General features: G+C 39.1%; 29 protein-coding genes. All 29 read right to left on the bottom strand.

Annotation, left to right across the window (positions count from 1 at the left end; genetic code table 11):
* Positions 1–308 precede the first annotated feature (308 nt).
* Positions 309–1646, bottom strand: a complete 1338-nt coding sequence (locus ACTWPX_RS20780) for an N-acetylmuramoyl-L-alanine amidase (RefSeq protein WP_443121354.1) — start codon at positions 1644–1646, stop codon at positions 309–311.
* Between the two features lies 1 nt (position 1647).
* A complete protein-coding gene (locus ACTWPX_RS20775) occupies positions 1648–1893 on the bottom strand; it encodes a phage holin (protein WP_443121353.1) in 246 nt (81 codons plus the stop codon).
* A 15-nt stretch (positions 1894–1908) separates the two neighbouring features.
* Positions 1909–2250 (bottom strand): thermonuclease family protein, encoded by a 342-nt coding sequence (locus ACTWPX_RS20770; RefSeq protein WP_443121352.1) that lies wholly within the window; start codon positions 2248–2250, stop codon positions 1909–1911.
* 5 nt (positions 2251–2255) lie between these two features.
* Entirely contained in the window at positions 2256–2534 is a 279-nt protein-coding gene (locus ACTWPX_RS20765) for a hypothetical protein (protein ID WP_443121351.1), read from the bottom strand.
* A complete protein-coding gene (locus tag ACTWPX_RS20760) occupies positions 2524–2931 on the bottom strand; it encodes a hypothetical protein (RefSeq protein ID WP_443121350.1) in 408 nt (135 codons plus the stop codon). Before ACTWPX_RS20760 ends, ACTWPX_RS20765 begins: the two co-directional genes overlap by 11 nt.
* A gap of 187 nt (positions 2932–3118) precedes the next feature.
* Positions 3119–3406 (bottom strand): hypothetical protein, encoded by a 288-nt coding sequence (locus tag ACTWPX_RS20755; protein ID WP_443121349.1) that lies wholly within the window; start codon positions 3404–3406, stop codon positions 3119–3121.
* Positions 3399–3839: a hypothetical protein gene (locus ACTWPX_RS20750; RefSeq protein WP_443121348.1), complete on the bottom strand. Its 441-nt coding sequence runs from the start codon at positions 3837–3839 to the stop codon at positions 3399–3401. The genes ACTWPX_RS20755 and ACTWPX_RS20750 overlap by 8 nt, the downstream gene beginning before the upstream one ends.
* Positions 3829–4230 carry a hypothetical protein gene (locus ACTWPX_RS20745; RefSeq protein ID WP_443121347.1) on the bottom strand — a complete coding sequence of 134 codons (402 nt, stop codon included), beginning with the start codon at positions 4228–4230 and terminating at the stop codon, positions 3829–3831. The genes ACTWPX_RS20750 and ACTWPX_RS20745 overlap by 11 nt, the downstream gene beginning before the upstream one ends.
* Before the next feature lie 3 nt (positions 4231–4233).
* The gene (locus tag ACTWPX_RS20740; protein WP_443121346.1) at positions 4234–4878 is read right to left on the bottom strand and encodes a hypothetical protein; all 645 of its coding nucleotides are present in this window, start codon (positions 4876–4878) and stop codon (positions 4234–4236) included.
* Positions 4879–5258: 380 nt separating this feature from the next.
* On the bottom strand, positions 5259–6209 hold the full coding sequence (locus tag ACTWPX_RS20735; protein ID WP_443121345.1) for a hypothetical protein: 951 nt from the start codon (positions 6207–6209) through the stop codon (positions 5259–5261).
* A 12-nt stretch (positions 6210–6221) separates the two neighbouring features.
* On the bottom strand, positions 6222–7760 hold the full coding sequence (locus tag ACTWPX_RS20730) for an exo-alpha-sialidase (RefSeq protein WP_443121344.1): 1539 nt from the start codon (positions 7758–7760) through the stop codon (positions 6222–6224).
* Positions 7760–8035 carry a hypothetical protein gene (locus ACTWPX_RS20725; RefSeq protein ID WP_443121343.1) on the bottom strand — a complete coding sequence of 92 codons (276 nt, stop codon included), beginning with the start codon at positions 8033–8035 and terminating at the stop codon, positions 7760–7762. The genes ACTWPX_RS20730 and ACTWPX_RS20725 overlap by 1 nt, the downstream gene beginning before the upstream one ends.
* Positions 8035–10092: a hypothetical protein gene (locus ACTWPX_RS20720; protein ID WP_443121342.1), complete on the bottom strand. Its 2058-nt coding sequence runs from the start codon at positions 10090–10092 to the stop codon at positions 8035–8037. The genes ACTWPX_RS20725 and ACTWPX_RS20720 overlap by 1 nt, the downstream gene beginning before the upstream one ends.
* Positions 10093–10096: 4 nt before the next feature.
* Positions 10097–12901, bottom strand: coding sequence for a phage tail tape measure protein (locus tag ACTWPX_RS20715; RefSeq protein ID WP_443121341.1), 2805 nt, complete (start codon positions 12899–12901; stop codon positions 10097–10099).
* A gap of 42 nt (positions 12902–12943) precedes the next feature.
* Positions 12944–13198 (bottom strand): hypothetical protein, encoded by a 255-nt coding sequence (locus ACTWPX_RS20710; protein WP_443121340.1) that lies wholly within the window; start codon positions 13196–13198, stop codon positions 12944–12946.
* A gap of 65 nt (positions 13199–13263) precedes the next feature.
* Positions 13264–13725, bottom strand: coding sequence for a hypothetical protein (locus ACTWPX_RS20705; RefSeq protein WP_443121339.1), 462 nt, complete (start codon positions 13723–13725; stop codon positions 13264–13266).
* A gap of 109 nt (positions 13726–13834) precedes the next feature.
* Positions 13835–14659, bottom strand: a complete 825-nt coding sequence (locus ACTWPX_RS20700) for a hypothetical protein (protein ID WP_443121338.1) — start codon at positions 14657–14659, stop codon at positions 13835–13837.
* Positions 14659–14904 carry a hypothetical protein gene (locus tag ACTWPX_RS20695; RefSeq protein ID WP_443121337.1) on the bottom strand — a complete coding sequence of 82 codons (246 nt, stop codon included), beginning with the start codon at positions 14902–14904 and terminating at the stop codon, positions 14659–14661. Before ACTWPX_RS20695 ends, ACTWPX_RS20700 begins: the two co-directional genes overlap by 1 nt.
* A 12-nt stretch (positions 14905–14916) precedes the next feature.
* Positions 14917–15276, bottom strand: a complete 360-nt coding sequence (locus tag ACTWPX_RS20690) for a hypothetical protein (RefSeq protein WP_443121336.1) — start codon at positions 15274–15276, stop codon at positions 14917–14919.
* A 10-nt stretch (positions 15277–15286) separates the two neighbouring features.
* Entirely contained in the window at positions 15287–15694 is a 408-nt protein-coding gene (locus tag ACTWPX_RS20685) for a hypothetical protein (protein WP_443121335.1), read from the bottom strand.
* Positions 15687–16055, bottom strand: a complete 369-nt coding sequence (locus ACTWPX_RS20680) for a hypothetical protein (protein ID WP_443121334.1) — start codon at positions 16053–16055, stop codon at positions 15687–15689. Before ACTWPX_RS20680 ends, ACTWPX_RS20685 begins: the two co-directional genes overlap by 8 nt.
* A 2-nt stretch (positions 16056–16057) precedes the next feature.
* On the bottom strand, positions 16058–16471 hold the full coding sequence (locus ACTWPX_RS20675; protein ID WP_443121333.1) for a hypothetical protein: 414 nt from the start codon (positions 16469–16471) through the stop codon (positions 16058–16060).
* Complete coding sequence (locus tag ACTWPX_RS20670) at positions 16468–16743, bottom strand: hypothetical protein (RefSeq protein ID WP_443121332.1); 276 nt, start codon at positions 16741–16743, stop codon at positions 16468–16470. Before ACTWPX_RS20670 ends, ACTWPX_RS20675 begins: the two co-directional genes overlap by 4 nt.
* Positions 16744–16826: 83 nt before the next feature.
* The gene (locus ACTWPX_RS20665; protein WP_443121331.1) at positions 16827–17879 is read right to left on the bottom strand and encodes a phage major capsid protein; all 1053 of its coding nucleotides are present in this window, start codon (positions 17877–17879) and stop codon (positions 16827–16829) included.
* A 15-nt stretch (positions 17880–17894) separates the two neighbouring features.
* Positions 17895–18293 (bottom strand): hypothetical protein, encoded by a 399-nt coding sequence (locus ACTWPX_RS20660; RefSeq protein ID WP_443121330.1) that lies wholly within the window; start codon positions 18291–18293, stop codon positions 17895–17897.
* Entirely contained in the window at positions 18293–19528 is a 1236-nt protein-coding gene (locus ACTWPX_RS20655) for a hypothetical protein (RefSeq protein ID WP_443121329.1), read from the bottom strand. Before ACTWPX_RS20655 ends, ACTWPX_RS20660 begins: the two co-directional genes overlap by 1 nt.
* Before the next feature lie 20 nt (positions 19529–19548).
* A complete protein-coding gene (locus ACTWPX_RS20650; protein WP_443121328.1) occupies positions 19549–19785 on the bottom strand; it encodes a hypothetical protein in 237 nt (78 codons plus the stop codon).
* 14 nt (positions 19786–19799) lie between these two features.
* On the bottom strand, positions 19800–22046 hold the full coding sequence (locus ACTWPX_RS20645; RefSeq protein ID WP_443121327.1) for a phage minor head protein: 2247 nt from the start codon (positions 22044–22046) through the stop codon (positions 19800–19802).
* The gene (terL, locus tag ACTWPX_RS20640) at positions 22043–23359 is read right to left on the bottom strand and encodes a phage terminase large subunit (protein ID WP_443121326.1); all 1317 of its coding nucleotides are present in this window, start codon (positions 23357–23359) and stop codon (positions 22043–22045) included. The genes ACTWPX_RS20645 and terL overlap by 4 nt, the downstream gene beginning before the upstream one ends.

The raw sequence follows: 23359 nt of genomic DNA, 5'->3' as shown, positions 1-23359 counted from the left end.
CTCTTTTTCTTTCTTAGAATCTAATCCTTTTTGCTCATCAACAGATCTCTGTAAAAAATGAAGAATGTTGTATTGAATCTTTTCATCCAATCCTTTGAGCTTTACTTCCATTTCTATCTCTGATTCTTTGAAATAGATATCCAAGCTCCCCACCTCCTAATTATTTTTTAATTTACCACATACTGTGTACAAAATTAAGATAATTTCCAAAAAAGTTCACATTAAGAAATTTATCATAGGAACAACCCCCCTCTGTATATTACTATAATATTTCAAGGGGGGTCCAAAGAACTGACAAAAATCGACACTCACAGACTTTTGGCATATCTATATAGAGCTACGGCGAAATCCCTTCTTCTCAATGGATCCGTACCTCCAAAGTCACCATTCGGATAACCGCTCATAATTCCTTGCTCTTTGACCCATTCAATAGCAAGATCATAGGTAATCTCGTCTTCCTGTTTTGCATAACGATATAAAGCTATAGCGAAATCTTTTCTTCGTAATACATCATCACTGCCGAATTCATCATTTCCAATACCAGATAAAATGTCTTCTTCTGCTAGGAATTTAACTGCTTCAGCATAATAAGCTCCTTCTTCTACATCAACAAAGCCTGTGTTTTCCTTATTAACAGCCATTTCATACACTCCTTTATCTTTAACTTCCACATATTTTTCAGCAGCCGTAATCCAATACACATCACCATCACTACCACGGATCTTGAACATTTCAGATCCATCAACTAAATACTTCCCTAATATATCCCTTGTTTCACCGTACTTGTAAGCATGATAAGGGTTGGCTTCCCAATCAGGAGTACGATAGATATTGATGCCATCCGACTTCTTATAGATGATTCGGATAACCTTCCCTTTATAGTTGCCACCTAAATCCCTTGGCTCTCTCAGCGCTTTATCCATAGCCTTTTGACTGTTAGGACCAAAGGAACCGTCAACGGTTATCCCTATATCTTCTTGAAACTCCCTGAATACCTCGTCCGTTTCAGGACCAAAGGAACCGTCTATTTTCAACGTGTATCCAAGTTTCCTTAATTTTTTCTGAAGGTCTTCGACTCGATCACCATCATCACCTTCTTTAACAAACCATGCACCAGCTACGACACTTGAAGGCCCTTTTTGAATTCCATTAATGAAGGAATCCCAACGTGGAAGTAAATTGCTGGGGCAATTCTTTCCATAGCTTGAAAAGGATTTGTGCGGTTCTACGTGATAGACTTCGATATTCGGGAATTTCTTTAACAGATACCGAACTAATGCCTGTGTGTTCTTTTCGGTTTGTGATCGACTTGAACCTCGTTGTTCACACATTTCAATACTGATTCCTCTACGATTTCCCTTACCATAAAATCCATCACCTGCTTGCCAACCAACCTGATTCAATTTAAGGTTCTGGACAATCCGCTTATCATCAACTGCATACGTGAATGAAACGTTTGCTGAACCGCCACCATTACGGACGAATTTGTTGTGCATCCAGGCATCTGCTCTTGGATCGTAATTCTCTGTTTCATGAATCACGATATATTGAGGAACCATAGTCAGATAAGGGACGTTCTCATTGTTTGGTGCTATGAGAGCTTTATAATACGGTGTGCCTTCAATATAAAAATCAGGTGTAGGCATATTACTTCAACCCTACCTTTCGTAAATGTTGGGCCTGTGCATCCCCTTTTTTAGAAAGATAATTATTCTTCCACCAAGCAACAAGAGCAGCTATAACAGTAAAAGCATAAGTTACAAAGTTCTGGACCTCTTCCTCAGTGAACGGAAGGGTATCCCATCCAGCCATGACTAAACCTTGATTCAACATAGCAAAAGCTAATACGACTGTCCGAATGATTGTACCTTTATCTTTCTTATTTTTAGGCATAAAAAAAGCCCTCCTTTAAGGGTTGTAAGGTTTTGCGTATCCTTCATCTATTAAACGTTGATTGACATTGATTCCTTGATAATAGACATATGCCAGGAACCTACCGAAGCTATCTTTCTTTCCTCCTGAAAACACTACACCTTTTCCAAGAATAAGATTCTCCAAATATTCCTTTGCTTTCTGTCCTTCAGCTTCTTGATCTCCATACATTTCAGGTGTATCAATATCCAAAAGCCTAAACCGAATTTCTTTCACCGTGTATTCCAAATCTAAAAAATGATGATACACATCAGCATCCACTGTGTCACCATCAATAACCCTAGTGATTTTACCTGCAAATTCGTGAATCAGTATCACCTCCTTTAAAAGATGAATTTCCCTGCCCCGACCAATGCAGCTATCTGAGCCACCGCCTTTACGAAATCAAGGATAAACCCTCTCCATCCTGTATCCTTTTGTATCGTTTCCGTCAGTGAGGACAATTCTGTTTGGATTGACTTCAGTTGAAATTGAATCCTTTCCTCAAATCGAACTCTTGCCTGAAGTGATCGGTCATGTTGCTTTAAATCATCTTTCATTTCCTCCACTTCCTTGTGCATATACCGGAATTGCTCTTTTAATACTGGAAGTTCATCGGGCATAGATGAGTTTCACCTCTCTTAGCCGCCACATTGCAAGAACAGTAAGAGAAAAATAAACTCCTGTCCCTGTGTGAAACGGAGCATTAGACCATATATAACCAGCGCAGATCATACCAAATAACAAAGAAAGCGTGGACAACCCCCACCTTCTCAACTTCCCAAAATCTTTATACATACCAATAACATTGAACATAGATGAAAAGAAAAATATACCCGCCCAAACTTTTTGTCCTGCAATTTCAGCCACACCTACATAGATAGTGGGAAGGTCATTAAACATATCTTCATTTACTAGCAAGATCACCACCCACCATAATCCCACCATCGTTAGGAAAAGGTCAGTCTTAGAGGTTTTTTTCAAATATACTCTGGACGTATCACTCACTTTTCGCCACATACATATACATGCACCCTTCCCCCTAATATTAATAAACACATTAGCATTAATTTTACTGTTATAGCTGCTTTAAACATACCCTTTTAACAAGCTCACTAATATTAATAAATATATTATCGCTACTGTTGATACGATTATTAATATAGATATTAACAAAAACATCATGAACAAGGTGACAAAGTAACCTTTATATTCGTTTGATTTTGACATCGTTACGTTCAAGATTGGGGGAGCTTCCTCCAATCAATCCCTTCCATTCATAATAGAATTTGCCTACCCCATTAAAAATATAATCATAAAAATATTCTCCGTCCGTATTACGATTTGCAGAAGATAAGGTAAATTGGTCAAGTTGTTTCCAACTATAATCAAATATTGTGAGTATGACTTCATCAGGAAATACGACTTTATCTTCCCAATCGTAAAACGTGCTAACTAAACGGACTGTATCACCATCAAGATAATATTCACCCATTTCTGATACTCACCTCTACCTTCCTATTCATATCAGACACTTCAATATTTCTGCTCTTATCAGATGCTTCAGCATTCCGAGAATAATCTCCCACGGATAAAGAAAAGAAATATTGTTCAGATATATTAATAGATACCGTTTCCACATTAGAAAGATTGTCCACTTTGTCTTTCACCTGAACATAAAGAGTGGAAATTCCAATCGGGAAATCGTTAAAATACATAACTCCATGAAATCTGTCTCCTAAATGTTCAAACAAAACATTGCGACGATCTCCTGCAGCATCTATAAAATAAAAGTCCTGATAAGGAGATAATTCTTCATTTCCATAAATCCATATATCCGTTTTTGCGCTAGAAGTAGTGTAGTTAGGTGCAGTCAATTCTATATCTGGACCCTTGGTATCTAACTCTAATTGGAAGCTACCCGACATAGGCTGTCCACTCCCCTTGTTCGTTTTTTCCATAGATGTTAATGGTATAGGTCTTATCTCCGTTTGTCAGTTCTTCATTATCAACTACGAACGTAGCAGAACCATAGGAGATTGAATTAAAGGTCGCAGCTCCCATTTCAGACCAAAGAGTACCATAGGTTTGAATCGTTTCATTCCAAGGGTTTTGTAGTTTCAAAGCGTACCCATCTTCTAATGCGGTCCTTTGCTCACCAACAAGTAACCCCTGTCCTACACCCATTCCTTCTGCTCTAGCTTCCCATTCCATTAAATCTTGATTAGTGGAAAAGGTAACAGTCGAAGAATCTAAGCCTGTGACCTTTCCTATTTTATTTCTTGATACTGAATCAATCGTAATGGTTGGAGCTGTCATATCTTAAATGCTCCATTGTCCCGAATCATCTAAAGCAAAGACCTTCACGATCTTGTCACCGTCGCCGGAGCTTGCTGCCTCGATATCGGAACCATAAATAGAACAATCTATAACCGTACCTGAAGTGATTGTTGTCGTTCCGCTCATATTCGTTGATCCATTAGTTTCTGGTATCTGTGTGCCTGTATCATGAGAAGCTCCTGAACTTGCTACAACTTTAACCTTATATTCGGTAATATCCTCATTTACTGAGAAGGAGAAGTTAGAAACATTCGCCCCTGACTGTTTGGAAATAGCATCTTTATCCGGTCCAGTAATCGTAACAATAGGGCGTGTCTGGTCTAAGGTGATAGTGTCAGACACCTGAGCCGATGGGTTTCGAACATCATCACGAATAATTAAGTTGACTGTCTTTGTCCCATCCCCACTGGAAAGCCTTAATTGATTACTAGCAGAATAGGTAATCCAAAGTGCAGAAGCTTCATCGACTGAAGTAGATCCAGAAGCAACATAACCGTTAGTAATTGCCCAATCGAGGTCAATATCTCCAAAGACTTTCATTTGATAACCAGTAGTATCTGTATCATCAGTACTGACCGTATAATCAATTAAATCAGTAGTCGCAAAAGTAGCCCCACCATCCAACACTATCGAAGGATTAGCCGGGCCAGTCGTATCGAGAGTCAGAGTAAAATAGTTAGCGATAATGAATCTCTCCTTTTAATTATATAATCTTTCCGATAATGACCCATGTTCCATGAGCTTTAGCAATTAACACATAATCATTTGCTGATGGAGAATAACTAGCCATATAAGGGTATCTTTTACCACTTACGTTTTGATCTCCAGGAAATAATAATTTCGGCCTTTCATTTCCTGAATGGTTCGGATTTACCTTTGCCATCTTCAAAAAAGGATTCTGTTCAATACTGTTCTGAGAATTTTGTGAGCTATTCTTAATAACTTCCTTATGAACGAGCTCAGTAATAGAATTTAAGAAGTCGTTAGGGTCAGTTAAATTTAATCCACTAATATAAATCAACTACCTTCCGTACTTCATGACTCATAGTACCTCCAGGTTCCAAAGTCATTTCCCAAGCAGTTTCACTATATTTCCCCTCAATTTCAAGTGTGTTATTCCTGATAAACAACACATCGTGATAAGAATGCCCTGGCATTAAAGCCGTTTCAAATTTAACTTTTCCGTACACTTGAGAAGCATTAGCCGCAATTCTTTGAACGTATTCATCCAACGCTTCCTGGTCCGCTATATCATCAACTTCTCGATAGTCCACTTTCGTATAAGTGTTTACGATACTGTTCGGATCATCGACTTTCCTATTTTCATAAACGGCATACAAAACAGGTTCTTCACTTGATTCATCCACGTTATCGGGATTGCTATAAACAACCACCCATTTGTTAGGAATCAAATAATCAACTTTTTCCGTCATGCCATTGAACGTAATAGAAACCTCATTATCCATATAGTCATAGATAGGAGAACGGTCTTCAGGATTAGCGTATTTACTGGAAGTAAAATATCCGTGTTCATCCACCCATATAGGAGTGAAGTTCACGGATGCTAACAAGTCATTGACAGCTCTGATTTTCTCTGTGCCAATAGACCATTCCATATCTGAACTTAATGTTTTTGTCGTGTCCTCGATGTTGTACTTTGTGATATTCGCAGACTTTAAGATTTCAATAACCGCTTGATCATAACGCTCTCCAGCTTTAACCGTATATCGTTGGTCGAACTTATCCTCATTAAGAATAATTAACTCGTCAAAGGCTTCCACCTCTCGATCTACACCATACCCTTGCTCAACTTTGGATGGGGAAGATAGTAAGAAGATACCTAAAGGATAGGATAACCAATCTTCATTTATCTTGATCTCCATAAAAGGTTGAATACGATCACTTATCCAATTAATGTTCTGTTCCTTTTGGAAATATAAATCTATCCAATTAGCCATAAGTAATCCCCCTTACGTTGGACGGAATACAATCCCATCCATTGACACGTAACTTCCGCTCATGTTGTATATTTTTACATCTCCAGTAGATTCCACATAAACATCAGCGTGTCTTTGCCTATAAATCATAGAAGCTATTGGAATATATCCTGACGGTAAAGTGAACATTACAGTTCCATCAGTAGATGTTCCATTTTGAACCCTTCCACGCAAATGCACTTCTTGAGAAGAATTTTTGTAATAAGCTAAGGGCATAGCACCGATTTCTTCCCATCCATTCACAAGATTGGAAGCTAGATATTTCCAAGGATCAATAACAGGGGGCTCGAACTTCTTTCCTCCAACTGATAATTCTTGAAATGCTGCTGATCCTGCCGTTACACTCGTAACACTCAATCCTGCATTAAAGATATGCTTCTTATCGGAAGGAGACAGAGGGTATAACCTGTTGTTTATTCTAATAGCATTCATATAAGCTACACGATAAACGTTAGAGGGCGATCCTAATGATGAATACCATATCTCATATAAATTAGGATTGCCATCAACAGTTTGCATTGATGCTCTATAAAGTCTTTGCGCTTCATGAGGATATAGCATATCAACAAAAGGTGGAAACGTTGTCCAGCTATCCCCATCATCTAGTGAATAACCATAATGAATCTTTCCTTCTGTTCCACCATCGTTGTAACTGGAATAAATCATTTCTAATCTTCCATCAGGGTTTTCACTTACATGAATGTGCCAATAATACCGATCAGAAGGCATCCCTGTTGTAGTTGTAGATTGAAAACTAGACCAACTTAAACCATCAGTGCTTGTTGTCTTTTCCAGTGTTCCAGCATAATCATTGACCAACCACATCATAAACTGTCCATTACGATAAACCACTGTCGGACTTACTAAAGCGTTAGTTGTATCTGGTCCTATTACAGTTTGGGGCGCAGTCCATGTAATTCCATCGGTGCTTGTCATTAGTCTTATTCGTTCTTCTCTTGGAGTAACACTTTTCATAGTTTCTCGATACCAAATCCATAATTGACCATTATGATGTAAAATACATGGATCAGAGTTGTGGTCAACATTTGTTCCCGGTGAAGCTATCAATGGTTCAGGTGCTCCAGATGGAACATCCCAATTCACACCATCATGACTCACTAGGATGGAAGGTTGTTCTGTTTGGTCATCTCGTCCGGTTAATGGTGTCATCACCATCCAATAACGCCATAATTCAGGTCCGAATCCATCATGGATATAGATTGCATCAGGGTGTACGACTTCTCCAGAACCGTCATAGGTTGGTGTATCTAACACAACTGGATAATGCCTATTTGTGTTAGTAATACGTTGCATCTCTGTTTCGGTTATCTTAGAATTATCTTTGAATTTTTCTAAATTCAAAATATCCGCATCTCTGACATCGTTCTCTGTATCTAAGGTGTCGTACATATCATCAATTTTTGTGAAGTTTTCTGATAAAGAAGTATCCACTTCTATATCATCATTCCGGTTTGGCATATATAGAGCTAGTCTTGACGTGTAATTCGCCATTATAAATCACTCCATTCTTTGTTACTCATTTCTTTCCAGGTGTAATAACTTTGGATCTCATAAGATTCATCTTTCATTTGAAACTTGCCTGTTCTCTTGATATTAGAAAAAGCAGACATGCTAATATTTCCGCTTTTGATTGTGTTCAACTCTCTTAATTTGTTGTGGTTATTATCCAGGAGGAAATAACGGAAACTAATTTCACGGTCCCCCTTAACCATTCGCAAAGCAGCTAACACTTCTTCATGACTATATCCCTTCTGTGATAAATCCATTAACCTACTTCCTCTCTATAATCCATTTCTGTGATGGAGAAAGATAGATCATAACCACCATTCGATTTATCTTTTAAAGAGTAGCTTCCTAGTGTTACGAACATTCTTCTTCCTTTGCTATCTCTATAAAGCAACGTGTTTTTGCTGTCTAATATCTCGAGGATATGGTTAATGTCTTCATTAGCACGTATCGCAAAAGATAAATCCAAATTATTTTCAGTGATACTATCAAATTCAGATACAAAATTAGACCGTCCGTTAAACTTGAATAAATGACGGTTTAAGTCTTTGTTCATAGTCCGTTCAGGATTCCAACGCAACCACAATTTATTATTTAAATCAGTGGTTGTACTTAAAACAGAATCAGAAAATTCAACTGAACCTGAAACTGTATCTGAATCAACAAACGTACCATTGTCACCCCAAGAACGTACCTTGTATTCATAAACTACATTAGATGCAGGAGTGTTATCTGTATAAATACCATCTTTCAAAACAAAATCAGAAATCTTAATGAAATTCTCTTGTCCACCTTCAGAACGGAATACTTCATTTGAAAGTACAGCAGGCTCGTTTGGTTCACCTGAAAATACATTACTTATCCCAATTTCAATTTTTGCTTCTTCATCAAATTCAGTAAAAAACAGTTCCGCTTGTGTTGGCTCTATAAAGCTGGTTTCAAACGTATTACTGTCCCAATCACTCCACAATCCATCGGAGCTTCTGACAGCTATACGTATGTCATAGGATTGAACATTTTCTAAGGCATAAGGCAAAGTGAATGCTTTTGCAGTAGTTGCCTTACTTTCCTCCCATACAATACTACCGCCCGTTATCAATTCTGCTATATATTCTTTCTGATCAGAACTAGACCACTCAATAACCGGATTAGAAACAGTAACTGTTTCCCCTGAGTATGGAGTTAAAATAGTAGGTGCATCTGTTGCTTCCGTTGCATACACAATTTGAATAGGTGACCATGGACTATCCAGTTCTCCTTGGTCAATCGTTTCAACTCGCCACTCAATTTCACCAACAGGCAGGGTATTTGCAGGAAGAACGTAATATTCGTTATTCGTGCTTCGGTGTATTTCATTCCATGTGGAAGTTCCTTTTTCTCTCCATTGCAATTGGAAACGTGATTGAGGTTCGTCATCGTTATGCTGCCAAGTAAATAATTGGTCCTGTGTTCGATCAAGGTAAAATCCACCACTAGGTTTTAAATTAGTGGGTATGTCAGGTGGAGAGTTATGCCTGATAGTAAACACATTGGAATGAGTGTAATCACTTCTCAATTCACCATCTGAAGCTCTAACCGCTACTTTCGCAGATGAACTTTCAGGGAAGTCGGAGAAATCTATCGTCTTTGTTGTATCTCCAGGAGAACCCCAATCATAATACTTCCAACCTGTCCCTGAACTAACTGCAAATTGATACATTAATTCAGAAGAAGATTGTTCTGAATCTGTTGCAGGGTTCGCTTCAACGGTATGAACTTTATTAAATATTTCTCCACCGCTAGGATATTTAACCGATGGTGAAGATGGTGCAGTATTCCAAGTACCATGAATCTCTACATAACAATGATAAGAGTTTCCGGTGTAACCATAACCCTCTGTATAATATTCGTCTCCAGAACGATAAAAAACAGGTCCTTGAAAGCCTTCTTCTAACGCTTCTTGGAATGAGTTTGCGTTCGTGTCTGTCAAAGTTCTGTTAAAGTTCGTTATATTGTAGGTGTTCCATCCATTAGAAGCATCGAGAGAACGACCTGTCCAATTATAATAAGGTATCCCACTTGATACTTCCCGATTGTATGCTTCTTTGTGCATTCCAAAATCCATCGGTCCCGGATCTGTTGCATAGAACTTCAAATAAATCGAAGGAGCATCCACTGATGATTGCATAGCTTGTAAAATGCCATTTGTATCAAACCCTAAGAATGAATTATATCCATCCCATCCACCTACACGAATAGGGTTTGTTCCTCCGTAGTAACCATTAGAAGATTCTCTATAAACCCCCATCCACTTCAGTTTAAATGTTTTTATAGCCACTTAATCACCTGCTTTTCACGGTCTGACTTATTCCGTTAATCATTCCTATTAATTTCTGTACATCATTAATCTGTTCAGCATTAACATTCCATTGGTGATTATGAACTTCACCGCCAATATTTCCTTTCTCATATTTAGAAAGTTGTTTACCGATGAAATGCGTTTTCGTTTTAGATTGATTGTTCATATGATTTAGCCAATCATTCATATGATCTCCATCTTCTAATACTGCTGAAGTATTTTCTAACTCCTTCGCAAAACCATCTTTAACTCTTTTCGCTACGGATGCAGCTTTCTTAGCAGCACTACCAGCCATTCTACCCATACCACGAATTAAACCTTGTATTGTAAATACACCTTGGTCGTCCATTTCACGACTCGGGCTACCTAGTCTCAGCATGTTTGCAGTTGCAGATTTAACTTTCTCCGCTATTTCCCCTGCTTTTTTCTTAACGGTTTCAATCATGCTACCCAAACCATTAACAAGACCCTTAATTATATTTACTCCAATATCATAAAGATTGATATTTGACACTTTTCTAATAATATCTGACTTCATTTCAGTAAACTTGCTTCGTACATTACTTAGCCAGGAAGTGACTGAATTATATAATCCAATGACCGCAGAAATAGCAGCACTCTTAGCATTATTAAATCCGTTTCGTACTGCATCCTTAATCGAATTTGCTTTGCTGATGGAATCACTTCTCAAATTGGAAAAGAAGCTTATCACTGAAGAAACCATGCGCTTGAAGATATTAACCGCTCCAGATCGCAAAGCATTAAACCCATTAACTACCCCATTTTTAATGGCTCGACCTGTTGCGACTAAGGCATTTTTTCCTCCAATAAATAAAGATTTAAGCAGATTCCATAAAGTTCGACCAATTGCGATTACTCCAGTTTTCAAGGCTCGCCAAATCATGAGTGCCTGATTTTTTATGGCTGTACCTATCGCAAGAAGTCCTAACTTCAGCCCTTCCATATCTCCAGTAAGAAGGCTGATAAAACTCGTTATAATGCCCAATACAAAGAGTTTTATATTTCGGAAGGTTTCCGTAAAGAAAGAAATCAAAGGACGAATGACAAGCATAATACGCTGCCCTAAATTAACAAAGAAGTTGATTGCCCCGATAATTAAAGCGTGAACAATCGCTAATGTGTTAATCTTCAAACGAAGCCAGATTCCTTTGAGTGAGTTACCTAATTCTTTTATTCTATTTACTGCTGAATTTTTAAGGTTCGTAAACCAACTGATCACATTGTTATACCAAGCAGGTAATGTCGTGGTAAAGAAACTCAGGAAAGATTGGAACCCTGCTTTCACAGATGACCAGGCATTATTTACAATCTCTCTGAAACGGTCAGATTTCTTGTATGCTACAACCAAAGCCACACCCAGACCTACTAATATAGCTATAACAAGTCCGATAGGGTTAGCAAGGAGGGTAGCGTTTAAAAACATTTGAGCTTTTCGCCACATGTTAGTAAGGAAAATCGCCCTACTAATTGGATTTGCCATAATCAAAATGGCTCCACGTAATAAAGCCACACCTGCTGCCACTTTATTAGCGATCATGAGCGTTACAAAAGCCGCACCTAAACCGGATACTATCGGGATCAATGGCTTCCATTTCAATATTGCCCCTACTATTTCACCTAGCTTTTGAACAACAGGACCGACAGTATTTTGTATCTTTTTAATGTTCGGTTCTAACCACTCAGAAAAAGCTCGGGCCAATGCAGTCACAGATGAAATAACATCATTAATCGCAGGCTTCAATAGCGTAAATATAGCAATAGACACGCTTTCCATAGCACTCATGAATGTTTTCCAATTTCCAGAAACATTACTACTCATAGTTGATGCCATTTCTTTTCCTGCGCCTTCAGCATTTTTCAATTCGGTGGTCATTTGCTTTAAGCCTTTTGAGCCTTCGTTCATCATTGCCAATAAACCAGGACCTGCTTCCATACCTACCAATTCCATTGCTTGAGCAGAATTCATTCCTGCCCCTTCAAGAGCACCTAAGATTTCAGTCAGACTATTGGTGGCAGGGTTCACATCCTTAACGGTCAGACCCATTGATTTCAAAGCATCTTTAGTCGCTTTTGTCGGGCTTTGCAGTTTGGAAATCATACCACGCAGAGCCGTACCTGCACGTTCACCCTGAATACCTGCATTGGATAACATCCCAATAGCCCCTGCGGTTTCTTCCAGAGAAAGGCCAGCACCCTTAGCAACAGGAGCAACATAAGACATAGCTGAACCCATTTGCTCAACACTCGTATTTGCGCTTGCTGCTGAAAGTGCTAGAACATCAGAGACACGACCTGTTTCTGAAGCTTCCAAATTAAAACCACTGAGGATATTGGAAGCAATATCAGCAGCTCTCCCTAATTCCATGTTTCCTGATGCAGCCAAATCTAGAAGTGAAGGCATGGATTGTAAAATCTCATTGGTTTTATATCCCGCTTGTCCTAAAAAGGCTTGCGCTTCCGCTGCCTGAGATGCGCTGAATTTGGTTGTTTTCCCTAGCTCCTTAGCTTGTGCTTCAAGTTGAGCCATTTGTTCATCAGTGGCTTGTGTTACGGCTTTTACTCTCGACATGGTTTTTTCATATTGAGGTCCGGCATCTGCAACCGCTCCAATAGCAGCAGATATACCGGAGAATAACGCAACACCACCCATGACTCCTGCAGCCGTTTTACCTGCACCTTTCAGAAATCCTACTAATCCACCTATCTTTTTTCGGGCTTGGCTATCATCAGCCGTTATATTGACATTAGCTGAACCAACATCCGACATTTAATGTCCCCCCTTTAAGACATAAATAAAACCTGAGCAATATTACTGCCCAGGCTTCCACCACATTGTTGTGACGAATTTTTCTTGATTCTGTTCTTTCTTATGATCTTTAAGCCTTTGAATAGCTTCTTCATAAGATGGGAGGATTTTATCTGCTTCCTTACCTTCATTGAATACAATATCTAACACAATCGTTATACCTTTTTGAATACCGTCCGCTTGGAATCGTCTTTCCTCATACAATTCACGGTCTGCTTGCTTATACTTTCGGTTCAACCAAAAAACGGTTTTATCCAAAACATATTCTTCGGTATAGCCAAAGTGAGAAGATACCGTTTCAACCTTATCAACTAGGTTGTCTATCAGCTTGTACCAACCGTCCCGAATTTCTGAGGTTGATTTTCGTCCATCGTCTGATTCGCTTGCATGTTCTGACCTTTGAACTTCTTCATCAGCTTCTGGACGTTCGTAAAAGCCCTTTCCACATCTGTATTTTCTACATACGTTGTGATAATTTCCAAATTATCGAATGGATCAATTTTCAAAGCTTCTTCATCAGAAATTCCAAGAAGAATAGCAAGCAAGCGAATAATCTGTTCATCTGTTAATTCAGATACAATAATAGATACCTTTTCAGCATCCTCCATCTGAGAATCATCTAAAACATTCCGATATTTTTCATATATCTTCATACCATCAATTGCTATAAACTTAGCAATACGAATTAACTTAACTGTTGTTAATCGTGGTATGTCTAACTTCCTACCATCTGATAATTCCACGGTTGCTAGTGGTTCAATATCCAAAGAACGAACATCTGCCATTTATAATACCCCCATTATTTCTTTGATCCCTTACGACCTTTTTTCCTTCCATCTTTGTTACCCTTGCCGCCTTTAGCTTTACCTTTAGCCATTGAATGTCATCCTTTCATTAAAAGACTTGTTCAATTTCGTAGTACACATTTTCATCTTCAGGTGCAGCATCATCAGCAAATGCAGTTAAAGTCAATGGAAGAAGTCGCTTACTTCCACTATAGGTTTGTTCTTTATCTTCACCTGAAATCTGAGCTTTTCTGAAGACCGCCATATACAAGGAGCCATCTTTCTTTTGACTGATTAACGCATAGGTATATTGCGGAATAACCGAAACCGTACCATATCCAATTCGTTTATATCCTGGTTCTGTAACAGGAGTAACACTAGCACCTGTGGAAGTATAGGAATATGAAACAGGTGAAGTTAAATACACTGTCGTTCCTTCCAAACGAGAAACTTGTTTCGTTTCAAGGTTTCCACCTTCGGAAAGTTGAATAAAACTACCCTCGCTCATATCCGCTGCTGAAGTTACATCGATAACCGTTGCATTAATAGATACATCACCTGTTAATGTTGTCTCTGTTCCTAATGTTGGAGCTGTTTCTGTAATCGTCCCACCGATCAAAGCTAATTGACGATTTTCTACTGTGTTTTCTGCAAGTTGAGTTTCAAGCGTATGTGTCCATTCTGTAATGTCTGTATCAACCGGACCATTCACTTGATCCACAGTAAAATCTTCTGTATCAAAAGAACGGTTTGTGGTAATACCTTCATTCGTTGCGCCTAAATCTTCCCAACCATCGACTAAATCAAATGGACTGGTGGTGTTCATTACATCAGATATAGTTGCAGGGAATGTTCCGTCATATTTCTTAGCAACCAAACGACCAGGACCGCCGACAATATTTCCGCTATTCACTGCATAAATGCTTTCAGCCATTATGAATCAGTCCTTTCAAATTTCCATGAAGTTGTTGTTTGCAATCGAGTACCCTCTTTTTGAGTTAATTTTCCTCCATTACCCACAGTGATTACTTGCCCAGGAATAAACGTTTGAGTTGTTCCATCATCTTTCTTAAAACGTAATACTTGAACGCCCCTATTTGTTCCTGAACTAACAACTTTTAATTTATATTGATTTGATTGATTTGATTGTTTGTTCTTCTTTCCGCTTTCTTCTGCCATGTGTAACCCTCCTTATGCTTCCATGTGTTCTAAACGCATGTAACACCAAGCTTCTGCTGCCCCTGTGTCTGTGTCTGTATCAGAAATAGGTAGTGACTCTTTAGAGCACCACAAAACATCAACTTCTTTTATTGCTTGAGCAGAACGTTCCATGTGATTCATAGCACGTATCAGTAATCCCATAGCTTCAAAATCACGGTCTGCCCTCGCGATCAATTGAACCCTTGTATAATTCGTACCTCCAGCCGTCCTAACCAATAAACAAGGTGGACTGACATTCATAGGAAACGTGTTTCCATAAACTCTGACATCTTCAAAAAATAACTCTAAAAATCTAGTGATAGGAGGTATCGGATCAACATAATCAATCATTTGAACCCTCCTATAAATTCAACGCTTTCTTCACTTGCGCTTTTGCTACCGTATTCATTCGACCTTCAGAAACATCCAATCCTCTTGCCATAATGCCGTACCTTTTCTCTAAAGATGCAGCATATTCAACGGCTGAACCTGTTTTCAAAGTGGTCTCCGCTCCTGATTCATTCAACTCATTAATCACATCGCTTTGAGATGCAGGGCTACCAGTTACATAGCCAATAGAATTCACATATAAGCTTGTATCAACATGATTTTCATTCCTGGTGATTTTCTTCGCTTCATCTGCCCAAACCATTCCACAGGCTTCCACTACATTTTTACGAGCTTCCGCCAATTTTTCAGGTGCATTATCGAAGAAATTTCTCGCCCTTGAATCTAACGTAATATCAACTTTTAGACTTCCTTTAGCCATTTGATGATCCCTCTTTTAATGTGATCTCATAATGATTTATCGTTCTTCTTTTATACATTGGAGCTATTTGTTCAACCTCATAGACTCCATTGATAATCTGATTTCCGTTATCATCTACAAAATCTTTAAAACGAGTATCATTATTAACAGGTTGATTTTTTCCAATAAAAATTACATGTTGTATCACAAAATCCGTTCCGTATTCATCACGGCTGGTATGCTGTCTGATCTGATCTACCCTACAAGGAACATTTCTTTCCACATTTTCCTCGTATATATCCCTTCCATAAGGGTCTTGTCCTGTTACTACACCAGGAGTAATTAATGTGCAGCTATGAACTAACAACCTTTCTATCCGCATATTTACCTTCTCCTAGATGGGCCTGATATTGAAAAAAAATTAACCGCAGGAACCACCTTTAAAGATTCTAATATTGAATCTAATTCCGGATTTCCAAAACCATCCCTCATAAAATCCCTTTTATCTTTCGTATAAGAATACGATCCGATCCTTTCTGACTGAATAGGATCAAGCGATTCCTCTAATACATCAGGTTGATCATGGAACCACAAATAATCAACGATCAAAATGACCGCTCTTTGAAGATCCATTAAAATCTCAGATTCGATCTCATCATCAAACCGATTGTTGGTAATCCTATGAATCCAACGTTCAGCTCTCAAATTATATTTCTCTATCTTTGCATCAGACATAGAATAAGACACTTCTTCAAAAGAAGTGCCTTCTCTTATGTCTTGTACGCTTGCATACTTCATTTGCTCGCCTCAACAATGAACCCATTACGGATTCGTTCGATTAGTTGGGGAGATGGATTTTCAGGAAGTTCCTTCTCCTGATCCCCGACTAATGTAAATCGTGGTTCAGAATAAGAAGTACTTGGATCAGCCAGCTTATACTTCTTACTATCTTTTGTATCACCTGTTCTTACTTTTTCAGCTTCTTTTTGTGTTTCTTCAGTAGCTTCAACAGTAACATCCGTTTCTTCAGCGCTTGCTACTTGTGCATCTTCTTGCTTTTTCTTAGCCATATTAACCCTCCTTAATATTTTCATTCATATTAACGAGCGCATTAACATTAATGTTTCCGTCAATGCGCTCATTAACATTAATATTACCTAGCCGCATCAACAGTAAGAACCATACGAGCATCCGGTTCAAACGGAACAAACTCAGAAATTTCAGTACCATAGGAACCTTCAACCTGAGTCTTCGCGGAACGTTCAGATTCAACTCCAAATCCTTTACCTTCATAACGAACCAAAGCAAAATTCGTATCCACTAGAATAATACGATCATCTGGAACCTGATTAGAGATAAATGGTTGACCATTTACCACATCAGCAAACCGTCCATCTTTCAATTCTTCACGATAGAGGTATTGGTCACCTTCTCTCATGTTCGTTACTTGATAAGCTGTGTTGAGATTCATAATAGACATGTTTGGAGAGAATCCTTTTTCTTGCTCCTGATACTTAGCAGCGTAAAAGATATCTCCCAGAGTTAAAGTGCCAGCCGTTTCAACCCCAATTGTCGGAGCAGAATCATCACCTGAAGGGAAGTATCCGTTCAATAGACGATCAACCGCTACACTTTCATATTGACGGCCTAAATTCAGCCCTAGCTTTTGCAACCATAGACGAACCATATCAATATTGGCTCTCTTTGCTTCATCTGTCCATTCAAGACCGCGACCTCGTTTATGCATCTTGATGGAGTTATCGCCGATTTGAATGGTACTTGTAGGAATTGGAGCACCTTGTCCAATATCCCTTAGATCATACCAATCATCTTCATGTTGCAAGTAGTACCATTGTTGACTCAACTGATCAGAAGGAATAGTAGATGCAACCAAACGATTCCAATTAGATTGACGCTCAAAACCCATGCGCAGACCATCTTCAACAATGGCGTTGAACAAAGGTTTCGTTCCATCATTATCTAATAGCTCCCGAACATTTATTTTTCCAATGTCCTCATAACCTAAAGCGCGAACAACATCTTTCATCATTACACCATTATCAGACAGATAACGCTTATACGCTTCTGAGGATGCTGTTGCCGCTGCCTTAGATCCATAATCTTTTTCCAATACACGAGTCAAGCCAGAACCAGATTCAATATCAACCGGTTTTCCAGCTCTGTTTTTAACTTTCAAAATTGTCAATTGAATAACCTCCCTTTATGGCAATAGAACTTCAACATAAGATAATTCAGCATTTACAAATTGAACTCGACCAACGCCTGTTTCTCCAGCTGCGCCATCCTCGGCACGAACACCGCCGGCGCCATTAGCAACTACCGCTGTTCCGATTCCTGGTGCAGTTCCTGAGAAATCAAATTTATGCACTCGTCCACTAGCTCTCCACACACCTAAAGGAGTTAATGCATCTTTAACGGTGTGCTTTGCGATCAAATCAAAAGCAGAGCCATCAGTAGCAATAGCCGCCGCATATGGCTCTGTATCGTCATAAACCAATGGATAACTATCATGAACTGGATTTGTTTCTGTAGCCGCAGGAACTTTCACTGTTAATGAAAGACCATAAGCATCTGGTGATTGACCTCCGATTCTTGACATTATTTATCGCTCCCATCATCAAAGAAATTAGTCTTGAAATTATCTGCTCGAACCACTTCTTCTTCATGCTCTTCTTTTTCATCCTTATGATCTTCAGGGTTTTCTTCTTCTGTCTGACGACCAGAAGTAAAACGCTGTTCAGCCATGCGTTCATAAGATTCAATCTCTTCTTTGATCGCATCGATATCCCCTGAATTCGTTAGCATAGTACGATAGCTCTCAGGATTGAATGTGTCACCTTGAGCCTTCACCCTTGCTGATACTGCTTCATCAATCACATCAGCAAGATAACGGCGCCCCTGTTGAGCTTCTTTCTTCAATTGGCGAATAGATTGTACAGAAGAATAATCTTTCCCTAACTCATTCCTTAAAGCGATATCATCTGGCTGACGGAAAGGATCCCCTTCATCAGTCAAAATGTCATATACTTTCCCTTTTTCAAGCTTGTTTTCACGGATTTGTTCACGTAGTTCATCCAAAAAATTCATGCTTGTTTTTCCCTCCTTTTTAGGCATAAAAATAGAACGCTTCCCATCGTCTAATTTGACGCGGTAATGGCGTTCTAACGCAGGTATATGCTTTTGTGGCAACTGACCCTGAGACATATATTCTCTTGCTTTTTCAATAAATGCTCCAGGAGTAGCCCCTTTATAAACTGTACTAACTTCTCTTAAATGCCCTTCAACTACCCAGCCGAAAGATATTCTTCCTTCTTCATCCTCCATGCCAGGTAAATGAGGACAATCAAAATTCATTAAATCTCTTCCACAGGAAGAACACCGATACCACAATGTGTTACCACCAAAGCCCACAGACATATCTTTCAATATGCCAGCTTTAATGGCTCTGATTGTATCGGAAGTGTTATCGCCATTAATATTGGTATCATTTAGAATGTACCAATGACCTCTTACCTGAGTTAAATCCCCATCTGCTTCATCCACTTTTAATACTTCGCCCTCATAAGAGCGACCATACGGACTTTTCCTGATATCATGAGATGGCAATAATGCCACTCCACTCTTCAGATCTTCCGCATAGTTCCTGAGTGTGGTTGTAGGATCCATTTTAGTTAAATAAGAATCCATTCGATCATTAGAACAGATTCCCGAAAATGTGAAAATATCATCAGCCGTAACAGGTTCCAATGTGTGCCGATTAATCTTTTTCAACATTTCATCTGTAACCGATTCACTATGCACACGAACAGGAACATGAACGCTTTCTGCTCCCACAATTTCACCCCCTTTCAAAGTTACGAATTCTTGATCTCTTGCTTGACCTTATCTATTTCTTCTTGACTGAAGCCGTATTCCAAACATAAATGTTGATAAAATTTCTCACGGCTTTCTTCGTCAAGTTGTTTTATTTTTTGATTGGCCACCAACTTCAACTTTCCGTTTCGTCTTGAATAGGCATAAATATTATCTCGCCCTTCAATCAAACGATTATGAAATGCCGGCTCCATTCGATTATGAAGTTTGTTTTCCATTTCACTCACTCCATTCATATTTCTTCGCCTTCCAATATCCTCGTATAAAAACACCTACACTGAATGGTATTATCAGCACTAGCACCCATTGAAGAATCACCTGGAAACATTAACGGTTCCCCCTTCACAATAAACGGTTCATCAAAGGGAACCCTTTGGCCATCCGCTTCACGATGATGTTCTCTTGTTCTTTCTTGTAAAGCTGAACGCCATACCTTCCCGATTACCATCCCTGATTGTCCATCAGCATGATATTGCCCTGCTCGTCCAGCTGTAATAATCTCAGTTCTAGCAATCGTATTCGCTCTAGTGGGGTCAAAAGCATATTCATCTTGTAATGCTTCTGAAGCTTTACCAATTGAATAAGAACCTTCATAAACAACATCCCATAGCGACATAAGCACTCTTTCATCAGATACTCCTTGTATAAGCTCTGCTGACCTTCTAGAACGATCAGAAAGCCACCTGATCATGTTGGTATCCTCTGGATCAAATTCTATCTCTGTACTCAATTCAGCCAATGTTTCAGTTCCTGCGATCAACGCCGCTTCATTAATCCAAGTCATTGTCATTTGTTCCATTTTGTCAACTTGTGCTTCTGAATCATACAAAATATTCACCCTCACCCATTCCTCAAAATCAGGAGGAGGGTCGGGTTTTTCTTCCCTTTCAACTCTTTTCAGACTCACGATATCTGCTAAAACCCTAGTGGGGATTTCATCAGCATCTTCCAAACGGTTAATATATTCATCCATTTGACCTTGCAAAAAATCCACATAATCACTTTCGGCTCTTTCACTCAAATCCTCGATATCGTTAGCCCATACCTGATTAATCTCAAGGGAATCATCCCTGTCATCGATTAACCTCTTTTTTATTTCACTTCCTTCTCTTCGGCTATGACTTCTTAAAATCCCTGATTGCGAGCCCTGTTGTTGCTGAGGTTCATCCACTGCTTCATGACCCACAATATCCATAGCAGCTTCATCATTTGAAATCCAACCCTGCTTAACTTGAGCAATCTTATTGTCTGTTTCTGCTTTTTCAGCTTGAGCATCTTTTAATCGATCCGTTTTCTCAATAGCATTGAATGTCACTCTAGCCCGTAATGGTCGGCCCTTTATCTGAAGGACCACATTATAAGCCTTTTCTAAAACCCTTTTAACAGACCTCTGAATGGATTCAATACCACCGACATATATCTGCCATTGAACAGTTCCATGCGTCTCTGTAGTGCCCTCATTTCTCCCTAGAAGGATAGGTAATTGCTTTAAGGAAGTAACCATCTGCTGATTGATAATATCTATAACTCTTTGAGCATCCATTGTTGCCCTTTGAGATCCACCAGCCGTATCTATATTGATTGAATCCGTGTGAAAGAAATCATCATCCGGTTCCAAATCTGCCATCTGGCTTTGAACATCTGCAATATAACTATTCACATACTCCTGAATAGCTTGTGGTCCAGAGCTTTTTACTTGATCTGGCATATTTTCAATAATTGATTCCTCAACCACTGATATATCAAATCTTTCATGCCCTTGGTGGTGTAGAACCTTTTTCAAATCCTTTAATACTCCTGCCTGGAACATAACCACTTGCAAAGCAGGTAAGATAGGACTCCTTCCATATGGATCTCCCAACGAGGGATCGATAGGATAGTAGAATACTTGCTCACGATTTAAAACCTTATAATCGCCATTATCCAATATCTGAACAAGCTCCATTTCACCTGTTTCTTTATCTCTCCGATAATGTAAAGAGAAAGGATCAATGGCATGAAAATCCACCACATCTGTAAGGCCCTCATTCAATTCAACCTCTAATGCTATTGCTCCTTGCGTAAACGCTGTAACTAACAGAACATTAATTAACTGATCGGTTCCACCGCCATAATAAACCCCTACACGTTTAGCAAGCTCATTCAATTCATTTGTGGCTCCTTTATGAACCTTCCCATTAGTCGTTATAGCTTCAAGCGTATGACCATTGTTTGCCAATCTGAGAATGTTCCATAGAGCCATTGAAGCATCCGGATTTAGATCACGAATCACTTCAAGCTTCTTCATAACGTCTTTTGTTCTTAACTCATTACGATTCACCACCCCATCATATTTAAAAAATTGATCTTCCCATTTAGTTGTGACTTGTCTTCCCGGTGATAATCCTTTGAAAGCTGCACGTAATGAGTGATCAACGATTCTTTCAAGATCCTGATTCTGCTTTTTAAAAAACCTGTCTAATAATCCGATGGAATTCACCCCCTTTTCAATCCAGAGATAGATGGACTTACACCGTATTTCGGAAGCTCTCGGACAAACAATTTATCAAAAGCACCAGAAGCCGCGTCAACCATATCATCATGCTCTGTGTGGGGAAATCCTACTGCTTCATCAACAAAATCACTGTTCCATGTTCCTGTTACCAGAAAGACATTTCCCGCTTCCACGGCACTAGAAAGAGGATTCGCCCTCACTTCTTTCTTTCCGGTGACCTTATCACCGTAGAAGGCAAATCCTCTTAAGACATTTCTCTGATAATGATCAATTGTATTTACTCCCGATGAACCCGGTTCTTGCTCCATATGAATCTCTACCTCCCGTCCATCGGTTATAGCCGTGTTATAAATCAACTGTTCGACCCCTTTGGGAGTAGTACGATCTCTTACTACATTCACTATCCAATATTGGCCATCCTTTTCAGCCATCAAACATCCAGCCGTATAATCGGGATCCTTCCCTTCTTTAGGTTCAGTTGCTGCTAAATCCCAATATCTAACCATTCGAGCATCTTTCGGATAATCTTCGGTATATCTAAACCAAGACGTTTTAAATTTGTTCCCATCGTTAGCTGCATCCCAATCACCGCTTCTTAATTGCGCTCTTGTGACCGGATCTAGCTCCATCAAGCTTTCTTCGTATTCTTCAGCATCTAAATAAGGGTTGTCCTCCAATTTAGCCGGAACAAACAATCTGCCTTTTTCTTCACCTTCTATAAGAAAACGTTGCCGAACCCACAAATGGCCCCTACCGCCCGGATTACTTGCTACCCTGGCACGAATAGGGATCTTAGAACCTTGCAACCTTCTTAAACGTGAAAACAGATATCTATATTGTGATTCTTCGAACTGAGTTAATTCATCGAACGCAACAAACTGGTACTCAGAACCTTGATAATTATATTTGTCATTATCATGCGCCAAATAAGCAAAGGTTAAAGTAGCCCCACTAGGGAACTTCCAGGTTTTCTGATTCTCCGACCACTTCGCATCCGTTCCATCAAGCCATTCATGCGCACGATCCAATAACGCACCAGGTAAAGCCAAATCTTTATAAGTACGTCTGAATATAATAGCCGCATAATTAGGAACTTCCACATATTGAAGAGCCGCCATCAATAAAGCATCTGATTTACCTCCACCCGCCGCTCCACCATATAAAGCTTCTTTATCATCAGATAATAGAAATTCTGCTTGTTTTACAGTTGGATCATGAGGGATATATTTATTCTCTAAGATTGTAACTCTCATGATTGCTTTCTTTCTGCTTATTTCATCAGAACCAGTAACGATCAT

This window comes from Halobacillus sp. H74, from assembly GCF_052246715.1.
Taxonomy (GTDB): Bacteria; Bacillota; Bacilli; order Bacillales; family Halobacillaceae; genus Halobacillus; species Halobacillus litoralis_A.
Note: the sequence above shows the minus strand (reverse complement) of the source record. Positions and strands in the feature narration are given on the sequence as shown.